This is a genomic window from Micromonospora aridisoli (assembly GCF_056150025.1).
This window is the reverse complement of sequence record NZ_JAXCFK010000018.1, coordinates 27,347-53,465: the sequence shown is the minus strand read 5'-3', so window position 1 is coordinate 53,465 and position 26,119 is coordinate 27,347. Positions and strand designations below refer to the sequence as shown.

Sequence of the window (26,119 nt, the reverse complement as noted above, 5' to 3'; positions counted from 1 at the left end):
GAACGTGCATGCCGTGGTGTTGTGTCTGATGAAGTGATCCATCGCCGGACGGATAGGTACGGAGAGTCTGTCGGCTCCGCCTGAAAACTGACCACGTGGTTCCGGGCGGGTTCCAGGGTGGATTCAAGTAGTGGTCGCAACGGTGACGCTCATTAGCGTGCCAGCGCGGCGCCGAAAATGTCGGCCGGGGTACGCCAGCCGAGGACCTTGCGAGGCCGGCTGTTGAGGCGTTGCTCAACGGCGCGGAGATCGGCTGCGGTGTGCTGGGACAGGTCGGTGCGTTTGGGGAAGTACTGGCGCAGCAGGCCGTTGGTGTTCTCGTTCGTGCCGCGCTGCCAGGGTCGGCCGGGATGGGCGAAGAACACCCCGTCGCGCAGCAGCGGGGCGATCTGCTGGTGGTAGGCCATCTCCGCGCCCTGGTCCCAGGTAAGGGTGAGGCGGGCCGACTCCGGCAGTTCTGCCAGCACGGTGAGCAGGGCGTCGCGGACGGCCTCGGCGGTGCGGTCGATGGGCAGGTGCACCAGTCGCAGGTAGCGGCTGGTGCGGTCGACCAGGGTGGCGATCGCGGACTGGTTCTGCCGGCCGACGATCAGGTCGCCCTCCAACGGGCAGCCGATCACCTACCGACGCTACGACCACCTGTGGGCGCGCATCGGTCAGTACCTGCCGTGGGTGTACGTGCAGCAGATCAGCACCCACTGGCTGCGGCACACGACGCTGACGTGGGTCGAGCGCAACTTCGGCTACGCCGTGGCCCGCGCGTACGCAGGGCACTCGGACAGCGGCAGCGATGCCGGCGTCCTCGGCGCGGTCACGGTCGACGCGCCCGGACCGGTACCCGACCAACGCCGCCGCTTCCACGCCGAACTCATCGTCTACCTCGCCCAACGTGGAGCCCGTGGAGCCTCCGCCGAGCAGCTCACCGACGCACTGTGGCCCGACCAGCAGGTCAAGGACGGCAGCCGCCGGGTCGCCATCACCCGGGCCCGCCGGTGGTTGGGGGAGACCCCGGACGGCAACGCCTGGCTGCCGGAGATGGGCTCCGAACGGCTCTACCGGCTGAACTCGGGCTACCTACTCGACTGGCACCTGTTCCGCCGGCTGCGCAGCCGCGGCGAAAGTCGCGGCGCTGCCGGAGTCAAGGATCTACGAGCTGCGTTGGAGCGGGTTCGGGGCGTACCCCTCGACGGGGCCGAACGCGCGTACGCAGTCGGCGCTCGCAACCCTTTCACCTGGCTACCCGAATCCGACATCTACCCGGGGCACATCACGTCCGCGATCGTGGACACCGCCCACGAACTCGCCGAGCTTTACCTCGACGCCGGCGATCCAACTGGTGCTTGATGGGCCGTGCAGCAAGCCTGGCTGGCCGACCCGGAGCGTGGCGACGACGGGCCCTGGCACGACATCATGCGAGCCGCCCACACCGAGGGACACACCGCGGAGCTACGCAACCTCCTGGGGGAGCTGATGCGGGTCCGCGAGGCCGAGGTGCCCGAGGACCTTGCGCCGGTCACGTACGCCCTGCTGCGCAAACTCCTGCCGGACCTGCTCGCTGCAAGCAGCAGCGGATAGACCGCTCGCGAACGTCCGACCGATTACCGGCGAACCCTGACCACGAACTGACCTGTTGAGAAAACGACCGAACGGAGTAAACGACCTTGCTGACGTCGAAAGGAGCTGGCGGCATGGAGTACATCGAGGCAACGAGACAGATCAGCGCTCGACTCGCGGACGCTGCAGACGACACCGCTGCGTGCGGCGGCGGCCCTGGCGTGACCATCGGCCACTGGCACAGGGAAGCGCAGCGGGCGCTGGGTGCGGCGGCCACGACAATGGAACGGCACCCCGCCAGCAGCGCTGCCGACATCAATGCTGCCGTCATCGCCAGGTCTGCCATCTACCCACAGCTGGCCCGAGCGACCGAACTTCTGGTCGGCGGTCGTCCGGTAGCCGAGGTGCCGAACCGGGCCGGTGCCTCGGCCATTCTGCGGCGACGCGGGCAACGGCTCACCCAGCTCTACGTCGGGCTCGAGCCGCCGGCATCGTCGAGCGGCAGTTCCCGCCACATCCCGCCCCAGCGGCCGCCGAACCGGCACGCTCGCTGCACCGGGCCGCGGACGCCGTCGGCGTGATTGCCGACATTCTCGCCAGCCACGTTCCTCCGGGACAACGACCCCGGACACCGGAAGGGCTCGCGATTCGATCGGGCGGCGGCCTCCAGGCCGGCATTGCCGACATCGCCAGACTCACCTCGAACATGGTCATGATCGACCTCGCCCTACCCGGATGGTTCAGCCATGGGCGCGGTCACCTGACCGAGATCTACCGTCCGGTGACGGAGGCCGCCAGGTGGACTGCCAACAGTGGCTGGGCGCGGTCGCTCGGGAGCTGATCGCCGCCGGGCAAGGCCAACCTCCACTGGACGCACTCGACATCGCCCGCTCGCCGATCAATCCCACGCCCAGCGTCCGTACCGTCGACGACGCGATCGGGGCCGTGGCCGCTGCGCGGAGTTGGATGTGGCAGTACCCGGGGCAGGTCACGGGTGTCCATCTGCAGCTCGGAACTCAGCTCGGACTGGCCGTGTACATGCTGATCAGCAAGGGTGCCCCGACGATGGTGGGCGGTTGGCGGCAGGCCGCCATCGCGGCCGCTGGCTTGCGGGCCGCCCCGCCGATCGGCCCGGCTCAGGAAGCTGCCGCTGAGTTGGTGGAGACGCTGCGTTGGGCGCGGTCACATGCGGCGGTCGGCCGCAACGAGACGTGCCGCTGAGCAACAAGCAGGCCGTACGCCTCAGCTCCGAGCTTTCGTTCCTGGCAGTCACCCTTCACCGCGGGTTGTCGGCTGCCCTTCGGCGGGGTGAGTTGTTCGTCAAGGGGGAGATGCCTTTGACGCGTCCAGCCGGCTCGCTCGTTTCCGTACCGCCGAGCGATGGCGGCCGGCCGTCGCCGATGACGATGTGGTGGAGGACCTGAACCGAGGGCTGGCGCAGCGACAGCAGCCAGAAAACGATGGCCCAGCGGGCGCGGCTCGGGCGTTTCCCAAGTCCTCTCGGCCGAGGTCCTCGGTGGCGCAGGCGCCGGCCCTCGCAGCGTCCGATTCGGTGTCCGGGCAGGGTCGTCGCCGATCACGATGACCGCAGCGAGTTTGCCCGGGCCGATTTGTTGATCTTCGGCAAGATCGATTTGTGTTGACGCAGGGTGACGCTCCGCCGCGGGCTCGGGTTCCTCCGGAGGCTGTTCGTCGGGGCGGGTCGCGGTGTTCAGGTCATCGGTTGGGGTAGCGCGGCGAGGCGGGTGAACGCGATGACGAGGTGTTCGGTCCAGGGCCAGCATTGCGCGATGTGAGGTCGGGTGCGGCGAGCGGAGCGGGTGAACCGGGGCCGGTACATGGAGCAGCCGGTATCGCAGTTTCTTGGGTTCGGCTCGGGCCAGTTCGCCGTCGAGGAGGAGATGTTGAGTCCATGCCAAGGGGGCCGATGCCGGTGGGGTGAGTGCCAGCCAGGCGGCGTTGATGGTGAACAGTTGTGAGGGGAAGCGGCCAAAGCCGGTGTCTTTGCCGGCGCGGATGCTCTTCGACGTGGGCGTGGGCGCGGTGGGCGAGCTTCCAGGTAACGGATGTACCTTTCTTTCCTGATCCACTAGGTGGACCCGCTCTAATGAAGAGCCGAGGTGAGGTGAGGTGAGAACCATGGAACGCAATGTGGCATTACCTGCGAACCCTCAACCCGCTCCTCGCCGCCATCGTCACCGCCGTTAGCCTCAGCGAGTTCAGGTGCGATCTGTGAGTCGATCTGGAATCTTCGAACATGGCTGCGGCTTGACCTGGACCTCTCCCGTCGGGCCCGTACTGCCGCGTCATACCACCATCGGCCGGATATCTTATAAGTCCGGCCTAACAAACCCATTGACCCAGATCACCTTCGATGCGCCGAGGGCGTAAAGCCTTTCGACCTTTAGCCTAGGCATTGTGCCCGGATACCCCGGCGGGCGGCGACTATCGAGACGGGAAAGTCGTCGGTGGCGCCGCGCCTGTTCACCAGCTCACGCAGGATAAGGTTCTCCAGCATGAACGTCGGCTCGAAGCCGGCTGCGGTGAGCGTGTCGAGGCAGAATCCCAGCGCGTCGGGGTAACGGCGCCACAGGTCTGCGGTGAGCCAGCTGCCGGAGATGGCCACGACAATGCTGCCGCCTGGCCGGACGGCCGCCATGGCGACGTCAAGGAGGCGGTCCGGGTTGGGTGTACGGTCAAGGACGTTGACGAGCAGCACGAGGTCGGCGCCGCGCCGATCGGGTCGCAGCGCGAGGAACTCGACGTCGGCCTGAACCAGCAACACGTTGTCGCGGCGCGGTACCAATGAGCGGCGCAGGCGGGCCTCGGGGAAGCCGGCGTCCGCCAGGTCGACGGCGAGGTCATGGTCGCCGCCGAGGATGCGGGCCGCCACGGCGAGCATCGCCGCCGAGCTGTCCAAGCCGACGACCGTGGCCTGCGGGAAGCTGCCCGCCATCTCGTGCACGACGCGGCCGACGCCGCAGCCGATGTCCCAGATCGCCTCGGCAGGTCCACCCCGCATCGATTGTGTGGCGATAGACGTGACCGTCCGGTAGAAGGCGTCGGTTTCGCCTCGCCCCACTAGCCACCCTTTCGCTGCGAGCTCGGGGTTCACGAGGGTCGCGTACGAAAACGCCCACAGCCCCGCGTACCGCAGGGCGTAGTCGTAGCTTGCGTACGGCGGGTCGACCGACGCCGCCTCCCTGCAGCCTTTCGCTGTAAGCACGAGCCGCTGTTCCCACGCGTATCGGTGGGCGCCCGGCCCCACGCACAACGCCCCCCCTGACACCCGGGTGAGATCCGCTCGGCAGCCGTCCCTCTGGCAGGACACGTCGGCAATAAACTGATACATCGCCTTCAGTCTATATCGATGGACGGCGCTGGAGTTCCTAAGGCAGTGCCGGGCGCATCCTGGCAATCGATGCGGTGCGGTCGCTGTGGCCGTTGACGAGGTCCACCACTGAGTCGGCAGTCAGTGGCGCCATCAGGACGCCATTCTGGCAGTGCCCGGTCGCGATAATTACGTTCGGACAGGTGGGGTGAGGGCCGATTACGGGCCGTCGGTTCGCCGTGCAGGGGCGCAGGCCGGAGTAGGCGCGGACGAATTCGTAGTCGCCGATGCCGGGAACGACGGCGAGGGCCCGGCTGAGGATGCCTGAAAGCACTTGCGCGGTGGTGGTGGTGTCGAAGCCGGCGTCTTCGTTGGAGGTGCCAATAAGCAGCTGCCCGCCGGGGCGGGGCATTATGTCGAGATCGTCGCTGGTAGAGACGGGGCGCTGCAGGACGGGTCCGCCCTTCGAGCGCAGGAGCACGACCTGCCCTTTGGTGGGGATCAGGTTAATGATGCGCAGACTGCCGAGGACCGCATTGCTCCAGGAACCGGCGGAGACGATCACCCAGTCGGCGTCGATGCGCCCCGACTCCACGAACACCCCGGAGCAGGTACTACCGGTGACGTCGAGGCTCCTCACGGTCTCACCTGTGCGCACCTCGACTCCGAGGCCGTCGAGGGCGCCACGCAGCAACTCCCGCAACTCCCGAGGGTTGACGTTCATGGCGTCCCGCAGGATGACGGCGGCCTTCACCTGCGGGGAGAGCATGGGTTCGTACTCGCGGGCGGCGTCGCCGCTCATCCGCGTGTAGTGCAGTCCGGCCGTGTCCCACGACTGGCAGATGGCGTCGATTTCCTGAACCTGGGGGTCGGTGACGGCGACGTGGATGTAGCCGTTGGTAGCGACGAACGGCCGAACCTCAGTGGCTGTTTCCAGATCACCGAGGAATTGCAGGAACCGCTGGTAGGCCTGCCCGCCAAAGAGGACCACGTCCGGCGGCACACTAGTGATCGACGGGGGCGCGATATAGCCAAGGGCAGCGTCGGACGACACACCGGGCTTGCCGTCGTCGAGGCAAACCACCTTGTGACCCTGGACGGCGAGACGGAATGCGCTGGCGAGGCCAACGATGCCAGCGCCGACGACAACTACCCTTTGTGGGGTTCGGACATTCATGGCTGCTCCGATCGTCATGGCCGGTCCGGGACGGCGGCGGCCAGACGGGCGCCTGCTTCCCGGATCAGCCTTGTGTCTCTGGCGAGCGACAGGCGGACGAAGTCGTCCGGGGCGGTGGGGCCGCGTCCCTCGGTGAAGGCGGTGGCGGGCAGGGTGTTCACGCCGGCGCAGTGGGCTAGGCGGGCGGACAGTGTGGTTCCGGTCAGTCCGGGTACCGATGCGAGCAGAAAGGACCCGCCCCGGTACGGGTGGGCTGTGCCCGACAGTGCCCTGGTCAGAATGCCGGCGTTTGCGGCGAGAATGGCTCGAATATCGTCGTAGTTGTGTGTGCTGGCCCAGCGCAGCCCGGCGGCCACGGTGTTCTGTAGGGGCGCTGGAATGCGGTAGGTCATGATCTGCTGGATTATCCGGAGGCGCTGGGTGAGTTCCTTCCCCGCAATCGTCCAGCCGAGCCGGAATCCACGTAAGTCGAATTTCTTGCCGCTGTCGGAGACGACCACGACCGGATGGTCTCGATCGGCGACCGCAGCCGGGGAAACGCTAGGTAGGAGATGAGCGAATACCTCGTCGGATATCAGCGGTATCCTTTGATGGGTGCACATTTCGACGAGGCGGACACATGCGGCTTCGTCGAGGACCGCTCCGGTTGGATTATGCGGTGAATTCAGTATCGCCGCGGAAACATCGGCCGCCGCGACCAGCTTGCCAAAACCTTCGATGTCGAAGGTGCCGTCTAAGGCTACGGCAGCGAATAACGGTGTAGCCCCGGCCGCCGCAACCGCGATCGAATACACCGGGAAGTGTGGCGAGAACAGCACGACTGCAGAGCCCCTGCGAGCGAGGGTCAGCACGGCCGCAGTCATCGCCTCCGAGGCGCTGCCAGTCACCGTCACGTTTTCCAGGGGGTCCACGGAAACGCCCTGACGGAGGGCGAAGTCGTCGGCTATCGCCTCCCGCAAGGCTAAGACCCCGTACGGCTCGTCGTCGGCGCCTGGCCGGGCGAATTCCTCGAACAAAACGTCTTGCAGGAATGGGGACGTGTCGAGCTGCGGGTAGCCGACGGCTAGGTCGATACCGCCTGGCCCGGCGGCCAGACGGTTGAACACCATCTCCGAATTGAGAGGGCTGTCAGACAACATTTCGGGGGGTGCCCGCGACGTACTGCTCCACGTTCTCGACGGTTAGATCCAGGAGGCGGTCGTGTGCCTCGACCGTGTACCAGCCGGCCTGCGGGGACAGCACGACGTTCCTGGCGTGCAGCAGCGGACTCTCGCTGCCTGCGGCGCTCTCGTCGAAGCCAGAGTGGGTGATGTCCTCGAAGGCGGCCGAGCCGAGGTGGCCGGATTCAAGCATGTCGGCGACGGCCCTCTCGTCGATTAGCTGGTTGCTGGCGATGTTGATCAATGATGCCCCACGCTTCATCAGTGCAAGGCGGTCCCGGGTAAGCAGGCCGATGCTGGACGGGTTGACGCTCAGCGTCAGCACGAGGACGTCGCTGCGGCGCAGGATGTCGTCGAAGCTCACGTTTTCGACGCCGGGAACGTTCTTAAGGGTGCGGCTATGGCCAATCACCTGCATGCCGAAGCCCTGGCCGATGCGGGCGACCCAACTGCCGATGCTGCCGAGCCCGAGCACACCGAGGGTCTTGCGGTACAGCTCGTGGCCGAGCAGATTCTCGGCGGGGCTGATCGCGTTGCCGGCGCGGACCTGTGCGTCGAGTTCGCGTAAATGGCGGATCGCGCTCAGCGCGAGGGCGAAGGTGTACTCCGCGACACTCTGGCGGGAGTACTCGGGGACGTTCGTGACGACGACGCCGCGTTCACGGGCCGCTTCCACGTCGATGATGTCGTATCCGGTGAGGGCGAGGGAAATGTATTTCAGGCGGGGTAGCCGATCGAGATCGGAACGGCGCAATGTGGTCCAGCCGATGATGGCGATGTCGGCGTCGACGAGTCGCGCGATCGCGGTTTCCGCATCGGGGTGGTCGTCGTAAACGGTGAGGTTGCCGACGGTCCGTAGGCGCTCCAGGTTCTCCCCGGAGAAGTGCAGTTTGTCAAGGACCACAATGTTCATGACGGCGGATCCTAACTTTGATGTCGAGGGTGGGCAATTGGTTCATTCCATCTTCGGGTTATCTGAGCTGGATGGCGGCGACGCCGAGTTCGGTGGTGACGAGAATGCCCTCCTCGCCATCAGAGGCAATCGTGAGGACACGGGTTCCGATGTCGATGAGGTGGGTGGGATTCCAGTTTCGGGGGTTCAAGACAGTGACGAGGTCGCCAGCGGAAATCGCGAGCCAGTTGCCTTCGGCCAGGGTGCGGGGCGGCAGGGCGCAGAGGCCCTGGACCGGCCGTACGGGATCAGAAAAGATCACCTTCGACTCCCGGCTCGCCAGGTCCCACAGGCGCAGGGTGCCGTCGTCGGACACCGAGGCCAAGGCGGTCGCGCTCGCCAAGGCGAGGGCGCGTACGGCTGCGGTGTGACCGAGCAGTGGTTCCCCGCAGGGCCTTTCGCCGCCGAGACCGGTCCATGCGAGGATGGTGCCGTCGGCGTCACCGGAGAACACCCCACCCGTCCCGCTCGTGATTGCGTACACGGAACCGCCGTGCCCTTCGAGGACCGCCCGGCATTCGACCGGATCCGTGACGGTCCAGAGCCGCAGCATGGCGTCGGTGCCGCCGGTCAGTACGTGGGGGCGGCCGCCGATGGCAACTGGGGCGCTGGCCAGCACAGCTCCGCCGTGACCCGCGTGTTGCGCGGTCGGCCGGGCCTCGCCTGTCAAGTCCCAGAAGCGGATGTCCCCAGCGTCGTCACCGGAGATGGCGATCTGCCGGCCGTTGTCGGTGACCACGCTGATGGTCCGCACGGGCCCTTCGTGCCCGCGCAGCGGCTCGCCCACAGGTAAGCCGGTGAAGCGTTCCCACACGCGAATGGTGGAGTCGGCGCTGCCGCTGAGGGCGACCGGGCCGCTGGCGTCGCGGCCAACAGCGACTGCCCACACCGGACCGGCGTGGCCGACGTACGAGTCGCCGACCGGCGAGCCGCTGGTGAGGTCCCAGGTGCGCACGGAGTTGTCCTGACCGACGGTGACGGCGACGTTGCTGTCTTCAGCAGCGCCGACGGACCAGACGGCGGCGCTATGCCGGATAGTGCGGGCGTCCCCGTCGAGGCCGAGAGCGTCGCAGACGGTCACCGAACGGCCGTCGCCGCCGGCGAGCGCGAAGAGGCGGCCACCCGCCGTCGCGGTAGCCACCGACCGTATGCACTCCTGTTCGGGGTGGGGGCGTACGGTCAAGCATTCACCCTTGTTCAGATCCCACGTCCGTACGGTCGCGTCTTGCCCGCCGGTGACCGCGATCGGCACACCATCGGCGATGGCGGTCGCGGTACTCCAGACGATCCCGTCGTGGCCGCCCAGCGGCTTACCGACCGGTTCCCCGGTCGCGGCGTCCCAGACTCGTATGAGCCCGTCGTCGCCCGCTGAGACAACGACGCGGCGGCCTTGGCAGACGACCGTGGACACCGACCGCACCGGGCCGTCGTGGCCGCGCAGGATGTGTCGGGGCGTTCCGGCCGCGACATCCCAGATGATCACCGTCGCGTCCGCGCTCGCGCTGGCGAGGGCTATTTCGCCGTCGCTGGCCCAAAGCGCGACGCTCCACACCGATCCATCGTGGCCGGTCAACGGCGGTCCCAGGGATGCCCGCGTAAGGCCGTCCCATAGCCGAACGGTGCCGTCGTCGCTGCCAGAGGCTATGACGGACTCGGCGGCGGCGACTGCCCGCACCCAGTCAGTGTGGCCGAGCATCGCCTCGCCGATGGGCCGCCCAGTAAGCTGGTTCCACAGGCGCACCGTGGTGTCATCGCTGCCGGTGACTACGACGGGCTGCTCGCCGAGCCGCGTGACAGCGAGGGCGCGCATAGGGCCGGCGTGGCCGACGAACGGGTCGGCAGGCCCAGACTCGTCGGTCAACTCCCAGACGCGCAGCGAGGTGTCGGCACTGCCGGACACGATCACCGGCCTGCCGTCGACCTCGGTGGTGGTGACGGCGTTGACCCAATCGCCGTGGCCAATCAGAGGGCCGCCGATCGGCATGTGAGATTCGAGGTCCCACACACGGACAGTCGCGTCGGCCCCGCCGGACACGATAACAGGGCGGCCGCGCAACTCGCCCATCGCGACGGCCCACACGGCGCCGGTATGGCCGGACAGCGGCTGGCCGACGGCGGCGCCAGAGCGTAGGTCCCAAACCCGCAGCGTGGTGTCGTAGCTACCCGAAACGGCCAAGGGCACACCACCGGAGTAGGCGACGGCGACCGGCCAGGCGGGCCCGGTGTGCCCAGTCATGGGTTCGCCGATGCCGACGCCGGTGGCGAGGTTCCAGCGGCGCAGGGTGGCATCGTCGCCGGCGGAAACGGCCACGGGAGTGCCTTCGACCTCGATGACAGCCACCGTCCGTATCGGACCCTTGTGTCCTTTGAGCGGTTGGTCGAAAGTGTCACCCGAGGCGAGATCCCAAAGGCGCAGGGTGCCGTCGTCGGAGCCTGACACGATGATGCGGCGCTGCCGGACGACTGCGGTGGCCAGCCCCCGGATCCACCCGGTATGTCCGGTGAGGGGTTCGCCTACGACGGTGCCATCAGCGGAGTCCCAGACACGGATCGTAGCGTCGTCGCCGGCGGATACAATCACCTGCCGGCCCCCATCGTCGGCGACCACGACGATGTTGACCGCACCGACGTGGCCTGTCAGCGGCGGGCGGGCTTCGGTGCCCAAGGCTAAATTCCAGAACCGCACGGTGGCGTCGTCGCTAGCGGACACGAGCAGCGGACCAGCCGGGACGAGGGCGTTGACCCACCCGGTGTGGCCGTCGAGGCGCTGGTGGTGGCGGTATTGCCGCCAGGACACCCAGCGCGGTGACCAGGAGCCTTCCTGGTCCTCGGCAGCGGCGCGCGCCGCGAGCTCCTTTGCCCCAGCACATCGTGCGGCAAGGCCGAGATAGGAGATACGGTCTTTCTTCGGGTAACGGCGCAGGGCGGGGGCAGCCCGCCGGTACGCGGCGGCGGCAGTTTGCGCGGTCTCGCTGACGGTGTGGTCAAGGGCAGCGAGCAGGTGTGCCTGGTCAGCGGAGGCGAGGTAGCCGGGATCGGTGGTCAGCTCGTCGGCCAGGTCGGCGGCCTCGGCGTGCTGGGCCAGGTGGAGCCGCAGATAGGGGTGAGCGGCCTGCCAGTCGGGCGGGCCATCGAGGCGGGGTGGCACGTGGTCACGCAGCGCACGGAAGATGGCCATCTCGTCGGCGGTGGGATCGCGGCCGGCGCGCAGGTAGTCGGCCAGGGACTGGTGGAACAGTCGGTATAGCGACCGGCTCTCTATGACGCCGCCCTCGACCACATACGAACCAGCCCGATAGCGTAGCCAGGTGAGATCGTCGTTCGTGTATGTCCTGTTCGGGTGTAGCGCATTTGCCAGGAGCACCCAAATGTCCTCCCACGGCAGGCCGACACCCCGCGCGTAGGCGAGCGGTAGCAGCAACTGCATCGCGTCACGGAACCTGTCGCCGAGCCGGGTGCGTAGGTCGTCGCGCATGGCCTCCCCTGACTGACGAGGCAGGTTGCCGAGCCAGATGTGGTCGTGGTGGTCGGGCAGCCCGTTGCTGAGGGCGAGCCGGGCCTGGGTGGCGGCGACGATGGTAGCGACAAAGAACGATGACCGGGCGACGTTGGCGATCGCGGTAACGACCCCGTCCAGCACTTCGGGCTCGGCGGCGGCGAACGGGGATTCCTGGGCGCCGGCGCCGGCGGTGTGGACTTGGCCGAGCAGCCTGCGCCGGATCAGCATCGAAATGCTGCCTAGGTCGCTGTAGTCCGGGCTGTCGAGGTCGACAAGGCCGTACTCCCGCTGCCAGTTGCGGCCGAACCGGTTAAGGATCTCGCGGCGGGTAGCGAGCAGGAACCGCAGCTTGCCGGTGCCGCGCCGGGTGAGGGGCCGGATGACCATCTCGACGAGCTGGGTGGGATCGGCGGCCTCGTCGAGACCATCGATTAGTACCGTGAGCATGCCGGGCCGGTCGGTGAGGGCAGCGAGTAGCCGTACGACGTATTCGTCGAGGGCGGTTGGATCGGGGTCTAGCCCTGGTATGTCTGCGGCGGCGGCGATGCCGGTGAGCACGTCAGTGGTAGTGAGGCCGCCTGCGTAGATGGCAATGTCGATGTCACCCGGGTCGGGCAAGTCCGCGCCAGTGATGCCGCTGGTGGACACCGCGGGCCGCTGCGACTCGTCACTGAGAGCGGCCAGCAGCCCGAGGACAGCGGTCTTGCCTGAGCCGGGGTCCCCGGTGACCAGGATACTGCCCATCTGGCTTTGGTCGCGCAGCCAGCCGGTCAGGCGGTTTAGGACGGCGATGCGGCCGAGGAAGCCGGCTGATTTGGGCAGGAACCTGGTGCGCAGCTCGTCGGCGCGCTTGTGTTCCTCGGCAAGGCGGGCTTGCCACTGCCGGGCCTGCTCGGCGAGGTCGAGGGGGACGAGGCCGGCCGCGCGCCGCGGGTTCGGTAGGAAGTACGGGATCGAGCCTTCGCCGAGCAGCAACGACCAGGTGGCGGTCTGCGAGGCGGGCACAGCCTTGTCCGCGTGCAGCACCTTGAGCACTGCGTCAATGCTCAGGTCCTTAGGGCCATGGCCGGCGGTGGCCTGATGGCGTACGGCACGCGCGAAGCCTGCGGTGAATGCCCCAGCGACGGCCCGTTCGGCCGGCCGGCTGGCGGTGATCACGATGACGCCCGTGCCGCCGCAGTTCTCGCCGTCGAAACGGAGTGGCCGGCCGAGGCTGGCAAGGGCGGTGGCGGCGAAATCTAGAGCGCCGTGGCCTGAGTAGCAGGCATCGATGACCAGCAGCAGGCGGCGGATCTCGGTGTCGGCGAGTAGCCATTCGGCGAGGTCGGCGCTCTTGATGGCGCGGCGGCGAAGGTCGGTGCCGGTGGCGTCCGAGGGCAGAAGGATGTGCTCGACGCCGGTCTGGCCGATGGGGATGATTTCTCCGTGGCCGGCGAGGTAAAGCACAACGTAGTCGTCGGGCTGCCGGTCGGGGCTGGTCGCGAAATCTCGCAGGGCGTCCTTGGTCTGAAGCCAGGTGGCATCGAGGCCAAGCAGCGGCACATGGGTGTAGCCAAAGTCCTCGGTGAACAGGGCGACCATAGTGGCGAGGTCGTCAGCGAGTTCGGGTCGGTCCCAGGTGGGCTCGAAATGGTAATGGCTGTAGACCCCAGTGAGCAGAAAGCGGCGTGCGATGTCCTCAAGTCCATCACTCATTGGCACCCGTTCACGTCGTGGCGGCGGACCGACGAATCCCGATGCTCTCCAACCCTTCCGACCAGTCGCTGGATTTCCAGCCTCCATGACTAGCGTCCGAATGCTACAGCCGCCGCGATTGTACGTCTACCATGGACTAGACCGCCGTTTGGGTCGACAGGCCAAGCCAAACGTCAACAAGCCGGGGTGATGCAGGGAAGGTAATCCGAGAGCCGTTCATCAATTAGCTGATCCTCAGTTAGGAACCTAGGGGCTGTTCGGGTCGACACGGGCATAGCGTCCATAGCGGGCAGCGTGGGTTAAGGACGTGGAGCCATCGGTAGACAGGTTCTTGCGACGGAATCGGTCTCCGAGAGGGCTTCGCGTGATCACCTGTTCTGCCAGGCTTGACGTGCCCACGGGACTCGTACAGCATGTGGCACCTCTGCTTCGCGCCGAGCGTCGAGCGGTGGGCACCCGCCGACAATGCAAGTGCCGCCGGCATATCGGGTGCTACATTGCGGGCATGGACGGGGCAACGCACCCTCCCGAGGGCTCTGTGGCCGCCGAGGCGGCCGTGTTACGCAGGCGCTTGGCCTCCGATCTTGCCGCCCGAGCTGTGTTCGCCTGGTTGTCGACGACGCGCGGTTTGCTCCACTTCGAACTGTTCCCGAGGCGAGCGCCGCAGGCGGTGGCGAACTTCGTGGGCCTAGCAACCGGCGCCTTGCCCTATCTAGATCAGTTGACGGGAAAGCGGCGGACGGGCCGTTACTTCGACGGGTTCCGCATCGGCCGGATCGTCCGCGGCATGCTCCTCGACTTCGCGTCTACCACCGAGCTACAGCGGCCGGGTTGCACCTTCAACGACGAGTACGCGGCCGACCTGACGTTCAACCGCCCCTACCTAGTGGCGATGGCCAACAACGGGAAGCGGCCCGACGGGTCGGGCACGAACGGCTCGCAGTTCTTCGTAACGCTGTCGCCGGCACCTCACCTGAATTTTACGAAGCCGATCTTCGGGGAGTTAGCCGACGATCACTCGCGACGCCTGGTCGACGAGTTGTCGCTGACACCGGCGGACGAACACGGCCGACCGGACGAGCCGATCGTAGTAGAGCATGTTGAGGTGGCCCTGGACGGCCGGACCAAAGGATGAGGGGTCCCGCCAGCTTCGAGTCACGGGCGCACGAGGACTTGTTCCGCCGTTGCCTACGGGCCGGTGTCGTGCCACCGAAGTTCAGCTATGCGGGCTCCGCCGCCTATCGCCATCACGCCTTGGCGGCGACGAGCGGCTATCAGGCGATCACCGACGCAATCGCCCTGGAAGCCGACATGATCCGGCACCTCGGCGCGCGCCAGATCGCGGAGGTCGGTCCGGGAACCGGTGCCCACACCGTCGCACTGCTGCGGGAGTTGTCGGTGACCTCGGTGCGGTACCTGGGCCTCGACTTCAGCCGGACCATGCTTGACCTGGCCGCCCCGGCCCTGCCAGGCACTCCAGACCTCGCCGTGTGGGACATCGACGAAGGACCGACTGTTGCGATCCGCGAATGGCGGTCCAGTGAGGTGGTACTCACCCTGCTGCTCGGTAATACCCTCGCGAATCTGGACGATCCGGCGGCGGCGCTGCGTAACGTACGGCAAAGTCTCGATGTCGGCGACGCTCTCCTGCTGAGTGTGAATTTCGCGGATGAAGACGTGGACTCGGCCTCTGTTATTGCGGCGTATCAGACGGTCGAGTTTCAGCACACCGTCCTGGAATCATTCCGAGCCGCAGGCGTGGAGGTCGACGATCTTGAGTTTACGTTCCGTGACGGCGAGTTGCTGGCTTTCGTCACTCTAACCATCGAGAACCGGCGTGTTCAATGCTTCCGTTCGCGGCGGTTTTCGCCCGGTGCGCTGGGTGAGGCGTTAGAGGGCTTCACGAGGATAAACACCCGACGGTCTGGCCGGCTCGGGGTGGTTCTGGCGTCAGTCTGAGGCAAGGAGTTGGTGTGAGTGGCGCGTGTGGTTGCCGTACACGGGATCCTGAATACCTATGGAAGTAGGCCGCAGATGTCGTCGACCTGGGTGCCCGCATTGGTGGGTGGCGTCAAAATCGCTGACCCCGGCGCATCGTTCGATGAGAGTGGCATCGAGTGTGTCTTCTACGGGGATCTATTCCGCCCTGCGGGTCGTTTTCTCAGCGAGGAGGTGCCGCCCTTGACCGCCGAGGATGTTGACGACGAGCTGGAGCTCGAGCTGCTGCTGTCGTGGTGGCAGGAGGCCGCCGTCAGAGACCCAGCCGTCGTCTCCCCCGACGCGCGCACCCTCGGCGTACGGTCGTCGACGCGCGCCGCAATCCTTGCCCTGTCGGGGTCGTGGGTCCTGGCGCGGATCTCCGAGCGGGTCCTGGTTTGGTGGCTCAAGCAAGTGACCACCTACTTCAAGCAGCCAGATGTGCGGGCCGCAGTCCAGAAGCGGTTTTTGAGAGCGATTGGCGATGATACTCGCGTCGTGGTCGCCCACTCGCTGGGCTCGGTGGTGGCGTACGAGGCATTGTGCACGCTCGACGACTCTCCGGTGACAGACCTGGTCACACTCGGCTCACCGCTGGGCGTCCCGCACGTGGTGCTGCACCGCCTGCAGCCGGCTCCGAACTGGCCGCCGGGCGTGCGGCGGTGGACGAACATCACCGACGACGCCGACTTCGTAGCGCTGGAGCCACGGCTCCGGCAGATCTTCGGTCCCAGTGTCACCGACGTAGCGATCAGCAACGGCTTCACCGCCCACCAGGTAACCCGCTACTTGACGGCGGCCGAGACAGGCAGCGCGATCATCGCGGGCCTAAACCACTGAGCATGAGATCCACCGGTGCCGTCCCGCTGCGGACACCGTACCGCAGCAGCGGAGGGCTTGACGCTGACCACCCCGCGATCCGAGAGCAATATCCGCAACAGACCGCAATGCGAAGTTATTTTTCCACGTCACGTCGTCACCTCGCCTAGGAGTTCCTGGATCTCGGCTTCGAGGGCTCTCAGTTCGGCGTCGATTTCGGCGATAGGCGTGGCGGCTTGTAGACGTAGAAGTGGCGGGTGAAGGGGATCTCGTACCCGATTTTGGTTTTGGTGTGGTCGATCCAGGCGTCGGGGACGTGGGGGAGGACTTCGCGGCGGAGATACTCCTCGATGTCGTGGCCATCGCACTAGGGCTGGCCGGTGCCGGAATCGTCGCCGCACCCGCCTCCGCAGTCTCCTGCCCAAGCAACAGCCCCTGCTTCTGGGACAACGCCAATCGCGGTGGAAACTGGGTCTACTCGAGCTTCAGCAACGGTGTGCCATCCGCCTACAGCGACAAGGCGTCCTCCTTCCAGACAACACCGGCGGCAAGTTGGTCTGGTACTGGGACGCCGGGTGCAGCGGCAACGTTGCCATGGTCCTGAGCCCGGGGACCTGGCAGAACGCGTCGTGGTTTAACAACGACAAGACGAGTTCGGTCTGCCGGGGATGACAGCACCAGCTCGAGCGGTGCGGGTCTGTCGCGCTCCGGCGCGGCGGGCCCTCGCGCTGCTGACCGCCATCGCAATCCTCCTGGTCCTGGCCAGCGGCGACGCTGGCCAATCGACACCGCCGAAGCCCTCTGATTTCGTGCAGCGGCTGCTGTCGTCATGGCACCGGCCGACCGCACTACCCTCCTCGACATTTATGACCACCTCAGCAACTCACAATCGGCCCGAGGTGCGGTTTGGGATTGCAGCAGCGTCTCATCCAGGAATGTATGCGGCGAGCCGGCTTTCGGTACCACCGGGTGCCCTACAGCCCTCTGGCGGTGGATTTCACCGGCGGCTACGGACCCATGCCAGGTCCCGAAGCGACAGCGACCCGAGCATCGGAGGGGGTGAGCAGCGACCGGAACGCCAGCGGATTTGAGCAGCACGAGTGAGCGCCCAGGTCCTACCGGGCCTCTACCCGACGCCGCTGGCAAGTTACCTCGCCGGGCTCGGCCTGATCCGGGTCATCGGTGAGCAGGCCGATCCTCAGATGACCGCCTCTTGGACGCCCGAGGGCCTGCTCCTCGACACAACCGTCACCGACATCGCCACCTGGCTGGCGCAAACATACGCGCCAACCCCAGTGCTGAGCCCATGGAACGAGGGCAGCGGTTTCGGTGCCAAGGATGTCACCCCCCGTCAGACCCTCGACCGGCTCGTGGCCCATCCCACGCCGAGGCTCGCTGCCTTTCGTGCGGCGGCGGATGCCGCCGCCCTTGTCGCCGGGCGCTACCGCAGTGAAGGCTGGGCCAAGGAACAGGCGGTTCGCGAACTGCGGAACCGCTGCCCGGATGCCATGCTGCCCTGGCTCGATGCGGCGGTCGTGGTCACCAATGGCAAGGCTTACTACCCGCACTGCTCGGCACCGGCGGCAATGACGGTCGCCTGGAGTTCTCCACCAACTTTCACCAACGGCTGACCGAACTGCTCGATCCCTCTCCGAAAGCCGCCGCTCGCGCATTGGCGCAAGCCCGCGACCTGCTCGCCGGCGAGCAGCACGAGCAACTCGCGAACGCCCCAATCGGTCAGTTCGACCCGGCTGGTGCCGGCCCCCTGGCTCGTCGCCATTCGGCGCGGCAAGCGCGCTGGTGAACCCATGGGCATACGTCCTGGTGGTCGAAGGGACGATGCTCTTCGCCTCGCGCGCCAACCGCCGAAACCAGTACGGGGTCGGGCGGGCGGCAATGCCGTTCACCGTCCTCGCCTCTCCGAACTCGTCCAGCGGTGCAGACGGAGAGGAAACCCGAGGCGAGCTATGGGCGCCCGGGTGGCAACAACCCTTCACGCTCGCTGAGATCCGGCACCTCTTCGGGGAAGCGAGGGCGGTATGGCGAGGTCGCCCCGCGCAACGCGCCCTCGACTTCTACGCAGCGACCCGCACACTCGGCGTCGCCAAAGAAGTCGACAGCTACCAGCGATACGGCCTGCACCGCCGCAACGGGCTCGCGTTCGTCGCCGTTCCGCTAGAACGGGTGGAGGTTCGGGAGGACCCGACGGTGCGCCTGGCCCAGGCCAGTGGGTTGAACTTGGTCTTGCACTCTCTCGCCGCGGCTGGCGCTCATCTGGGTCTGGACCGTCCATTGCTCTACGCCCGGGTCGACGTGATTCGTAACAGCAAAGGGATGCCGGTGGTGCTGGAACTGGAGTTGTGCGAGCCGTCGCTGAACTTGCCGTTCGCGGACCAGGGGGCGACGCGGTTTGCGCAGGCGGTAGCCCGACGGCTGGAGTTCAAGGCTCGATGATGAGTGATGCAAGCCTGCGGATGGCGTCATCGATATCAGAAGCCGACGGTGCCGCCACGTAGCTGAGACGGAAATGCAACGGATCGCTGTCGGTGACGTAGTAGTTCGTACCAGGCGTGACGGCGACGCCCTTCGCGAGGGCGGCGGCGACGAGTTGCTGGTCATCGAGGTGGGCGGGAAGCGAGACCCACAGGTCGCGGAGGCGCCCGGGCCGACCGGCGTCGATCGGCCGCGATCACGCCGCGAGGAACGGCTTCGTCAGATGCGGCGTTGCCAGGTGCAGCGTGGTGGCGGTGTCGTGGCCGAGCATGCGTTTCCTTGAGCGCCTGGCCGCCTCAGGGTCGACCTTGTGCGCGTAGGCGAGTTCGGGGTGGAGCAGTTGGAGCGCGTATACTAGGAGGTCGCCGGTGACGAGCGCGAGTTCACGCCCGTCGGCGACCACCTAGGGTCTTCATCAGGTGCCTTCCTTTCGCTGGCTCGACCCCCTCGGATTACTTGCTATGCGGGTACACGGAGGCATGGCGAAGGCCCACCGAGAACTCGGTGGGCCTTCGGCAGCTGGAACTCGTGCTGCTGTTTCGTCGTTTGACTTCGTCCCTCGGTCAGCCGCTGAAAGTTGCTTTCATCCCGGAGGAGAGAGTGTGTCCCCGAACGTCCCCCGGCGATGTCTGTGGTCTTTACCCGCTTTCGGTGGCTAGGGTAAGAAGATTTCCGCGTACCTTTTCCAGCAGTTCGACCAGCGTGGCTCGTTGATCGTTCGCCATTCCGGCTGTTGCGGTCTCGGCGAGGGTGCGCCAGGCCGCTTCGATCTCCGAAATGCCGGTCCGACCTTTGTCGGTCAACACGATACGGGTTGCGCGCCGATCGCCCGGCACGGACTTTCTGACGAACCAGCCGCCGTGTTCGAGACGGCTGAGGCTGCGCGTCACTGTCGGCTGCTCCACGCCGAGCCGAGCGGCAATCTCAGAGACCGTCATGCCTTCGGGCTGCTGCCCCAGCATCCACAGCAGGACGTCCTGCCCGGGGTGCAAGGCGAGCCCGGCCAGCACGTCCGCCTGCGCACTCCGGTACAGCTTGGCCACCTTGACCAGGGCCTTGTTCGTTGCCAGGACATCCGCGAGTTCCACCTCGGCAGTCTACGAGTTGACGAGCCACCCGCTCTTGAAGCATAGTCGGCTAACGTATAGCCGGCTATGGAGTGGTGATGGAAACCGGTCTGTTGAACAAGGTCGCCCTGGTCACCGGTGCTTCCGGCGCCATCGGCAGAGCCGCCGCACGTCATCTGGCCGCCGAAGGCGCACGCGTCGCGGTGTCCTGGCACACCAACCGCAGCGCTGCCATGGATGTCGTCGAGGCCATAACAGAGGCAGGCGGCCATGCCTGCGCCGTCCACCTGGATCACGGCACCCTCGCCACTGTGCAGGGCGTCATCGAACAGATCGCCGCACGCCTCGGGCCGATCTCCGTCCTGGTCGCCAACGCCGTACAGTGGCCCTCCTTCGACACCGATGAGATCGGCGGCCTCACCACATCGCTGGCCATCAACACGGTCGGCCCGGTAGCTCTGATCGATGCAGCCCTGCCGGCGATGCGCGCCGCCGGCTGGGGACGCATCGTTGCCGTGTCGACTGACATCGTCGAGCAACCCATGGCAGGGCCGCTCGGCTACGCCACAGCGAAGGGAGCGCTCGAGACCGCCGCACGAGTGCTCGCCGTCCGGGAAGCCCGCCATGGCATTCTGACCAACATCGTCCGCCCCGGCTTCACCCTCACCGACAAGGCCTTGAACGCTCCATTTCTGGGCCCGAGCGCGATCGTGGCCGAATCCGACAAGACCCCGACCGGCCGCATCTGCACCCCCGAAGACATAGCCACCGCGATCACCTATCTAGCCTCCGCAGCCAATGGCCACATCAATGGGCAGACGCTGTCACTGGCCGGCGGCCGCGAATTCGTGCGCTAAGCCACAAGCACTGTCACGCCGCGATCCGCGCAGCGGAGTGGCGGCATCGCTCCTGCCCAGTGACCGCTATTCGTGGTCGGGTGCGATGGGCACTGGCATGACCGCGTCGTGTCATGCGCTGCATGCACTGCTTCTTCGTCAGGTCGATGCGGGACGGCAAGTCCGGCAGGCCAGGGTGTTGCGCTTTGTCGCCACGCCCGACCGCTTGTAGGTGCCCTCATCAGGCCGCTGACGGTGTGCGTCGATGCGGCGGACCGACTTGACGAAGTCCCGGAGCAGGAACGCCCGTAGCCGGGCGAGGACGGGGGCGATGACCTGGCCGCGGAAGGTGTCGTTGATGCTGTCGTACCAGAGCCAGAACCCGCCGAGCCCCGTCCGGGTCGTCCAGGCCGTGGGTGAACCGGCCCGCGCCAGCCCGGAACTCCGGATCGAACTGCCGTCTCGCCTCAGCGATGAACCCTTATCCCTCAAGCTCTGGCCTCCACGCTACGAGGAAACCTCTGATTGATCAAGTTCGACGTAAACCACGTCGCCCGTGATCGTTGTGTCTTGGAGGGCAGCGAACGGTCTACGGCCGCGCGCCGGGCATATGGCAGTATCGATGCAGTGGCGGCCAACCTGTTCGCAGTCAGCGACCTACACGTCTCGTATGCCGAGAACAGGCAAATCGCCGAAGGTCTAGAACCCCAGTCGGACGAGGACTGGCTGATCGTTGCCGGCGACGTGGGCGAGATCTTCGACGACATTGAGACAACGCTGCGGCAGCTGCGACGCCGGTTCCACACCGTGATTTGGGCCCCGGGCAACCACGAGCTGTGGACGCACGCCTCCGACCCGGTGCAGCTGCGCGGCGTGGCGCGCTACGAGGCGTTGGTGCGCATGTGTCGCGACAACGGCGTGCTCACTCCGGAGGACGCGTATCCGGTGTGGCGCGGCACGGGCGGGCCGGTGACCGTGGCCGCGCTGTTCCAGCTCTACGACTACACATTCCGTACGCCCGGGACGACGAAGGAGGAGTCGCTGCAGCGGGCGTACGACGTTGGGGTGGTGTGCACCGACGAGATGCTGCTGCAACCCGATCCGTACCCGGACCGGGAATCCTGGTGCAGGGCCCGGGTGGCACAGACCGAGCGTCGCCTCGCCGCCGTCGACCCTACGCTACCCACGGTGCTGGTCAGCCACTGGCCGCTGGTGCGCACGCCCACTGACGTGCTGTGGTATCCGGAGTTCGCGCAGTGGTGCGGCACCGTCGCCACGGCCGACTGGCACCTGCGCTTCCGCGCCGCCGTGGCTGTCTACGGGCACCTGCACATCCCGCGCACCACGCACTACGACGGCGTGCGCTTCGAAGAGGTGTCGCTAGGCTATCCCCGGGAGTGGCGGCGGCGGGGCGCCACGCCCCAGCCGATGCGGCGGATCTTCGAGGAGGCGCGGTGATCGCGCGACTGCTACCGAGCTCGGTCGCCGCCGTCGAGGCGTACGCCGACGACCCTGACGAGCAGGTCTTCCCCGGTGAACAGGACTTCATCGCTGGTGCCGTGGCGGTCAGGCGCGGTGAGTTCGTCACGGCTCGACGCTGCGCCCGGCAGGCGCTGACCCGCCTCGGCTACCCGCCGGTGCCGATTCGGCCTGGTCCGCGGCGCGAGCCGCAGTGGCCGCACTCTGTCGTCGGCAGCATCACCCACTGCGCCGGCTACCGCGCGGCCGCAGTGACCCACGTGGCCCACCTCGCGAGCATCGGCATCGACGCTGAGCCGCACGAGCCTTTGCCGGAGGGCGTTGCCGACGCCGTGGCAGGCCCGGAGGAGTTGGCGATGCTGGCTCGGCTCGCCGCAGCTAATCCTGGGGTCCACTGGGACCGGCTGCTGTTCAGCGCAAAAGAGTCGATCTACAAAGCCTGGTATCCGCTGACCGGTCGCTGGCTCGGCTTCGAAGAGGCGCGCCTGACGATCGAACCGGCGGAGGGGGCTTTCCGAGGCCAGCTGCTCGTCGACGGCGCACGCCTGGACGGCGCGTCGCCTCTGACCGAGCTGCGCGGCCGCTACCTGGTCGAGCAGGGCCTCATCAAGACGGTGGTGACAGTGGATCCGACCAGGCGGAGCTAGGCCGCGTTTCACAAGACCGTGCCCGGCTGCGCGGACCCAGGCGGCGACCGACGGCGTTGGAGGTTCGTCCGGATACAACACCGGTATCCGGACGAACCTCCGCCCTGCCGGACCACCGCCTGGGCCTAGGCTCGCCCCGACCCCAAAATCTTCTTCTCTAGACAAGAGGAATCATCGATCGAGGGCTGTCCCCATGATCAGTCGGGGTCGATACCGCCACCCAGCAGGTTGCAGATCAAGCTAGCGCGGAGCCATCCGCAGGGCGCCGTCGAGGCGGATTGTCTCGCCGTTGAGCATCGGGTTCTCGACGATGTGCGCGACCAGCGAGGCGAACTCCGCAGGCTCGCCGAGCCGGGCGGGATGCGGTACCTGCCGGCCAAGCGCCTCGATCGCCGACCGGGGCAGCGGATCGAACATTGGGGTGTGGAACAGCCCTGGCGCGACGGTGACGACGCGGATGCGCAGCGCCGCGAGGTCGCGGGCGATCGGCAGGGTCATGCCGATGACGCCGGCCTTGGACGCCGCGTACGCGGCCTGGCCTATCTGGCCGTCGAACGCCGCGACCGAGGCTGCATTGACGATGACCCCGCGTTCCTCCCCGTCCGCGTCGGCTTGCGCGATCCGCGCTGCGGCCAGGCGGATGACGTTGAACGTGCCGACCAGGTTGACCTGCACGATCTGGGTGAAGGCGGCCAGCGGGAAGGGACCGTCCCGGCCGACGGTCTTGACGGCGTTGCCAGTGCCCGCGCAGTTCACCACGACCCGCAGCGTGCCCAGGCTTGCGGCCAGCTCGATCGCGGCGGCGACGTCGTCCTCGCTGGTCACGTCGCCCTGAGCGAACGCGGCGCGCTTGCCCAGGGCTGCGGCGACGTCCTTGCCCTGCGCCGAACGGGCGAGCACGACCACGGACGCGCCCCGCTCGTGCAGCCTGCGCGCTGCCGCCAGGCCAAGGCCGGACGTGCCGCCAGTGACCAGCGCGACGCTTCCGTCGATCCGCACGTGTCGCTCCCGTTCTCTTCCGCTGCTGTTCGCCGAGGTACTGCGGCGCGGTCCCGACCCAGGCCCGCGCCGGGGACGAGCGGGCTGACCGGCTCGACCGCGGCGCAGGCTCGATCGGTCACTTGCTGGCTGCGTACACCCAGGACAGTCCGTCGGGGGACGGGATCAGACCGCCAGGGAACATCGGCGTCTCCTCCTCGACGTCCTCACCGAGGATGGCCTGCATCTGAACCTTGGAACCCTCGACCATGGCGTCGCGTACGACCGACGACTGCAACAGCGGCCCCCAGCCCTCGGTGCTGTTCTCGTCGATCTGGCTGACGGCGGCGGTGAAGTCCTCGGTGTTGCGGTGCAGCCGCTCGGCCACCGCGTCGGCGTCCGTGAGCGCGTGCTCCCCGGAGGAGACGCCGCCGACCAGGTCGACGAAGGACTCCAACTCGGAGCGGCTGGCCCGGGTCACCTTCTTCGCCTCCCAGAAGTAGGAGTCCTCGCTGCGGTGCATCTGGTAGAAGGACACCAGGAACTCGTAGAAAACGCTGTACTCCTTGCGGTAGCGCGTCTCGAACTCCTGCATCGCCGCCTTCTCGTCGACCAGCCCGGACAGCGTGCTGTTGATCGACCGCGCGGCAAGCAGGCTGCTGTATGTGGCCAGGTGCACGCCCGAGGAGAACACCGGGTCGACGAAGCAGGCGGCGTCGCCGACGAGCACCAGGCCGGGCCGCCAGAACGTGGTCTGGTGGTAGGAGTAGTCCTTGCGGACGCGAATCTGCCCGTACTGGCCCTCGGTGACGCGGGTGGCGGGGGACAGGTAGTCGGAGATCATGGGGCACTCGTCGATAAGCGCCCGCAGCGCCTGCTCCGGGTTGCCCTGCACCTTCTCGGCCAACTCGCGGCGCACGACTGCGCCGACGCTGGTAAGCGTGTCACTGAGCGGGATGTACCAGAACCAGCCACTGTCGAAGGCGACGCACAGGATGTTGAAGCGGTTCGGCTCCGGCAGGCGCTTACCGTTCTCGAAGTAGCCGAACAGGGCGAGGCTGCGGAAGAAGTCCGAATACTCGCGCTTGCCGCCGACGCGCTGGTGCAGCCGGCTCTTGTTGCCGGACGCGTCGACGACGAAGGTCGCCGCCACCTGGTGCTCGCGGCCCTGGTCGTCGCTGTACCGCACGCCGGTGACCCGGTCGCCGTCCTCGATCAGGTCGACGACCGAGCAGCCTTCGCGCACCTGCGCGCCCTGGCGGCGGGCGTTGTCGAGCAGAATCTTGTCGAACTTGGAGCGCTCGACCTGGTAGGCCGTGGAGGTCGGGCCCGCCATCTTCTGCGAGACGGAGAACGAGAACGTCCACGGCTGCGGGCTGGCCCCCCAGCGGAACGTGCCACCGCGCTTGACCGGAAAACCGGCCTTGGCCAGCTCGTCGACGGCACCGGACAGCCGGCAGATGCCGTGGATCGTCGATGGCAGCAGGGACTCCCCGATCTGGTACCTCGGGAAGAACTCCTTCTCCAGGACGAGCACCGAGTGGCCCTGCTTGGCCACTAGCGCGGCCAGCGTCGAGCCGGCGGGACCGCCGCCGACCACCACGACGTCGAATTCTTCGGAGTTGCCCACGCGCGCCCCTCTTGTCCTCTCGGAGATTGTCACCACGGCGCAATGGTGAAACAACTATTCACCGAACGTCCATGGTGGACACCATGGTGCGCCGTAGTCGTGGAATTGCCTGCCGGCATGGCCGATCGACGCCATGCCGGCGTGGATCAGTGGCGTTGTCTCAAGTGCATCAAACACCGGCAGGCGCCGGATCGGCCTTGCCTGATCCGGCGTTTTCAGCAGGGCGAAGCGGATGCGGTTTCGGAAAGATGTCGCGACATGAACTGCGATGACATAGCCAACCCCCGTGTGACTGATTTGGCAGGCCGCGTGCATGCACGGAGGTTTTCGCCCCCGAAGACGCCACAGGCTACCGCGACCTTCAGTCGTGGTGCAAGGCGTCCGGAGCGCTGGGAAGCGTCGATCATGGCGGATTCCCGCATCTTTGAATCGGTCGGAGTCAACGAATGTAACGGCCATATCGGGACGGCGCTGGTCCTCTGCTGTCTGGTCGGCCGTCGCAGCAGCTATCCGGCTGAAGCGGTGATCTTAGTCGTCCGGCAGTCCTTCCCAAGGGCTCCAAGGTATGCAAGGGTCGGGTCTGAGCTAGACGCTCCGTCGTCATCGGACTGCCTTGCGTCAGGGTTGAGAGTCACGGTAGTCTATGGCGTCCTCGGAGGGTGAGGCTCTCCGTGTATGCACGCGGCACTGCCAATCAGTCACACGGGGGTTGACTATGTCATCGCAGTTCATGTCGCGACATCCAGCCGGCACCGCATTCATTCCATCTCGCTGAGGTCGTTTAGCCTCTCGGTCACGCATTGCCGCTGGTTGGCGGATGTCCAT

At 66.9% G+C, this 26,119-nt stretch carries 23 protein-coding genes and 2 pseudogenes; 12 read left to right on the top strand and 13 right to left on the bottom strand.

Features of this window, described 5'->3' with window-relative positions; genetic code table 11:
• Positions 1-152: 152 nt before the first annotated feature.
• Positions 153-602, bottom strand: a pseudogene (locus SM447_RS27180) (IS30 family transposase); the annotation flags it as partial.
• 76 nt (positions 603-678) lie between these two features.
• Between SM447_RS27180 and SM447_RS27175 the strand changes: the two are divergent.
• The 4 genes from SM447_RS27175 (at position 679) to SM447_RS27160 (ending at position 2,775) form a co-directional block, all read left to right on the top strand.
• Complete coding sequence (locus tag SM447_RS27175; RefSeq protein ID WP_474575722.1) at positions 679-1,344, top strand: AfsR/SARP family transcriptional regulator; 666 nt, start codon at positions 679-681, stop codon at positions 1,342-1,344.
• Positions 1,345-1,350: 6 nt separating this feature from the next.
• Entirely contained in the window at positions 1,351-1,575 is a 225-nt protein-coding gene (locus SM447_RS27170; RefSeq protein WP_474575721.1) for a hypothetical protein, read from the top strand.
• Positions 1,576-1,688: 113 nt separating this feature from the next.
• Complete coding sequence (locus SM447_RS27165; protein ID WP_474575720.1) at positions 1,689-2,135, top strand: hypothetical protein; 447 nt, start codon at positions 1,689-1,691, stop codon at positions 2,133-2,135.
• Positions 2,136-2,352: 217 nt separating this feature from the next.
• The gene (locus tag SM447_RS27160) at positions 2,353-2,775 is read left to right on the top strand and encodes a hypothetical protein (protein WP_474575719.1); all 423 of its coding nucleotides are present in this window, start codon (positions 2,353-2,355) and stop codon (positions 2,773-2,775) included.
• A 490-nt stretch (positions 2,776-3,265) separates the two neighbouring features.
• Here SM447_RS27160 and SM447_RS27155 read toward each other — a convergent pair.
• The 6 genes and pseudogenes from SM447_RS27155 to SM447_RS27130 form a co-directional block, all read right to left on the bottom strand.
• Positions 3,266-3,648: pseudogene (locus SM447_RS27155) on the bottom strand (transposase); the annotation flags it as partial.
• A gap of 310 nt (positions 3,649-3,958) precedes the next feature.
• Complete coding sequence (locus tag SM447_RS27150) at positions 3,959-4,906, bottom strand: methyltransferase (RefSeq protein ID WP_474575718.1); 948 nt, start codon at positions 4,904-4,906, stop codon at positions 3,959-3,961.
• A 37-nt stretch (positions 4,907-4,943) separates the two neighbouring features.
• On the bottom strand, positions 4,944-6,080 hold the full coding sequence (locus SM447_RS27145; RefSeq protein ID WP_474575717.1) for an NAD(P)/FAD-dependent oxidoreductase: 1,137 nt from the start codon (positions 6,078-6,080) through the stop codon (positions 4,944-4,946).
• A complete protein-coding gene (locus SM447_RS27140; protein WP_474575716.1) occupies positions 6,077-7,171 on the bottom strand; it encodes a pyridoxal phosphate-dependent aminotransferase in 1,095 nt (364 codons plus the stop codon). The genes SM447_RS27145 and SM447_RS27140 overlap by 4 nt, the downstream gene beginning before the upstream one ends.
• A gap of 19 nt (positions 7,172-7,190) precedes the next feature.
• Entirely contained in the window at positions 7,191-8,135 is a 945-nt protein-coding gene (locus SM447_RS27135) for a 2-hydroxyacid dehydrogenase (RefSeq protein WP_474575715.1), read from the bottom strand.
• Positions 8,136-8,193: 58 nt separating this feature from the next.
• Complete coding sequence (locus SM447_RS27130; RefSeq protein ID WP_474575714.1) at positions 8,194-13,368, bottom strand: caspase family protein; 5,175 nt, start codon at positions 13,366-13,368, stop codon at positions 8,194-8,196.
• A 505-nt stretch (positions 13,369-13,873) separates the two neighbouring features.
• Between SM447_RS27130 and SM447_RS27125 the strand changes: the two genes are divergently transcribed.
• The 5 genes from SM447_RS27125 (at position 13,874) to SM447_RS27105 (ending at position 18,618) form a co-directional block, all read left to right on the top strand.
• The gene (locus SM447_RS27125) at positions 13,874-14,503 is read left to right on the top strand and encodes a peptidylprolyl isomerase (protein WP_474575713.1); all 630 of its coding nucleotides are present in this window, start codon (positions 13,874-13,876) and stop codon (positions 14,501-14,503) included.
• A 68-nt stretch (positions 14,504-14,571) separates the two neighbouring features.
• A complete protein-coding gene (locus SM447_RS27120) occupies positions 14,572-15,327 on the top strand; it encodes an L-histidine N(alpha)-methyltransferase (RefSeq protein ID WP_474575712.1) in 756 nt (251 codons plus the stop codon).
• 75 nt (positions 15,328-15,402) lie between these two features.
• Entirely contained in the window at positions 15,403-16,185 is a 783-nt protein-coding gene (locus SM447_RS27115; RefSeq protein ID WP_474575711.1) for an alpha/beta fold hydrolase, read from the top strand.
• Positions 16,186-17,264: 1,079 nt separating this feature from the next.
• A complete protein-coding gene (locus tag SM447_RS27110) occupies positions 17,265-17,795 on the top strand; it encodes a hypothetical protein (protein ID WP_474575710.1) in 531 nt (176 codons plus the stop codon).
• Between the two features lie 193 nt (positions 17,796-17,988).
• Complete coding sequence (locus tag SM447_RS27105) at positions 17,989-18,618, top strand: hypothetical protein (RefSeq protein ID WP_474575709.1); 630 nt, start codon at positions 17,989-17,991, stop codon at positions 18,616-18,618.
• Between the two features lie 235 nt (positions 18,619-18,853).
• Here SM447_RS27105 and SM447_RS27100 read toward each other — a convergent pair whose 3' ends face one another.
• Together SM447_RS27100 and SM447_RS27095 are read right to left on the bottom strand one after the other, a co-directional pair.
• Positions 18,854-19,060, bottom strand: a complete 207-nt coding sequence (locus SM447_RS27100) for a hypothetical protein (RefSeq protein ID WP_474575708.1) — start codon at positions 19,058-19,060, stop codon at positions 18,854-18,856.
• Positions 19,061-19,295: 235 nt separating this feature from the next.
• Entirely contained in the window at positions 19,296-19,745 is a 450-nt protein-coding gene (locus SM447_RS27095; protein WP_474575707.1) for a MarR family winged helix-turn-helix transcriptional regulator, read from the bottom strand.
• Positions 19,746-19,822: 77 nt separating this feature from the next.
• Here SM447_RS27095 and SM447_RS27090 point away from each other — a divergent pair, with 77 nt between their 5' ends.
• Positions 19,823-20,581, top strand: coding sequence for an SDR family NAD(P)-dependent oxidoreductase (locus SM447_RS27090; RefSeq protein WP_474575706.1), 759 nt, complete (start codon positions 19,823-19,825; stop codon positions 20,579-20,581).
• Positions 20,582-20,719: 138 nt separating this feature from the next.
• Here the strand turns inward: SM447_RS27090 and SM447_RS27085 are convergent, their stop codons facing one another.
• Entirely contained in the window at positions 20,720-21,052 is a 333-nt protein-coding gene (locus tag SM447_RS27085; protein ID WP_474575738.1) for a hypothetical protein, read from the bottom strand.
• 135 nt (positions 21,053-21,187) lie between these two features.
• Between SM447_RS27085 and SM447_RS27080 the strand changes: the two genes are divergently transcribed.
• A complete protein-coding gene (locus tag SM447_RS27080; RefSeq protein WP_474575705.1) occupies positions 21,188-22,018 on the top strand; it encodes a metallophosphoesterase family protein in 831 nt (276 codons plus the stop codon).
• Positions 22,015-22,686, top strand: coding sequence for a 4'-phosphopantetheinyl transferase family protein (locus SM447_RS27075; RefSeq protein WP_474575704.1), 672 nt, complete (start codon positions 22,015-22,017; stop codon positions 22,684-22,686). The genes SM447_RS27080 and SM447_RS27075 overlap by 4 nt, the downstream gene beginning before the upstream one ends.
• A gap of 240 nt (positions 22,687-22,926) precedes the next feature.
• Here SM447_RS27075 and SM447_RS27070 read toward each other — a convergent pair whose 3' ends face one another.
• The 3 genes from SM447_RS27070 to SM447_RS27060 all read right to left on the bottom strand — a co-directional run bounded on the left by SM447_RS27070 (position 22,927) and on the right by SM447_RS27060 (position 25,609).
• Positions 22,927-23,685 (bottom strand): SDR family NAD(P)-dependent oxidoreductase, encoded by a 759-nt coding sequence (locus tag SM447_RS27070; protein ID WP_474575703.1) that lies wholly within the window; start codon positions 23,683-23,685, stop codon positions 22,927-22,929.
• Between the two features lie 118 nt (positions 23,686-23,803).
• Entirely contained in the window at positions 23,804-25,294 is a 1,491-nt protein-coding gene (locus SM447_RS27065) for a tryptophan 7-halogenase (RefSeq protein WP_474575702.1), read from the bottom strand.
• 54 nt (positions 25,295-25,348) lie between these two features.
• On the bottom strand, positions 25,349-25,609 hold the full coding sequence (locus SM447_RS27060) for a hypothetical protein (RefSeq protein ID WP_474575701.1): 261 nt from the start codon (positions 25,607-25,609) through the stop codon (positions 25,349-25,351).
• Positions 25,610-26,119: the final 510 nt, after the last annotated feature.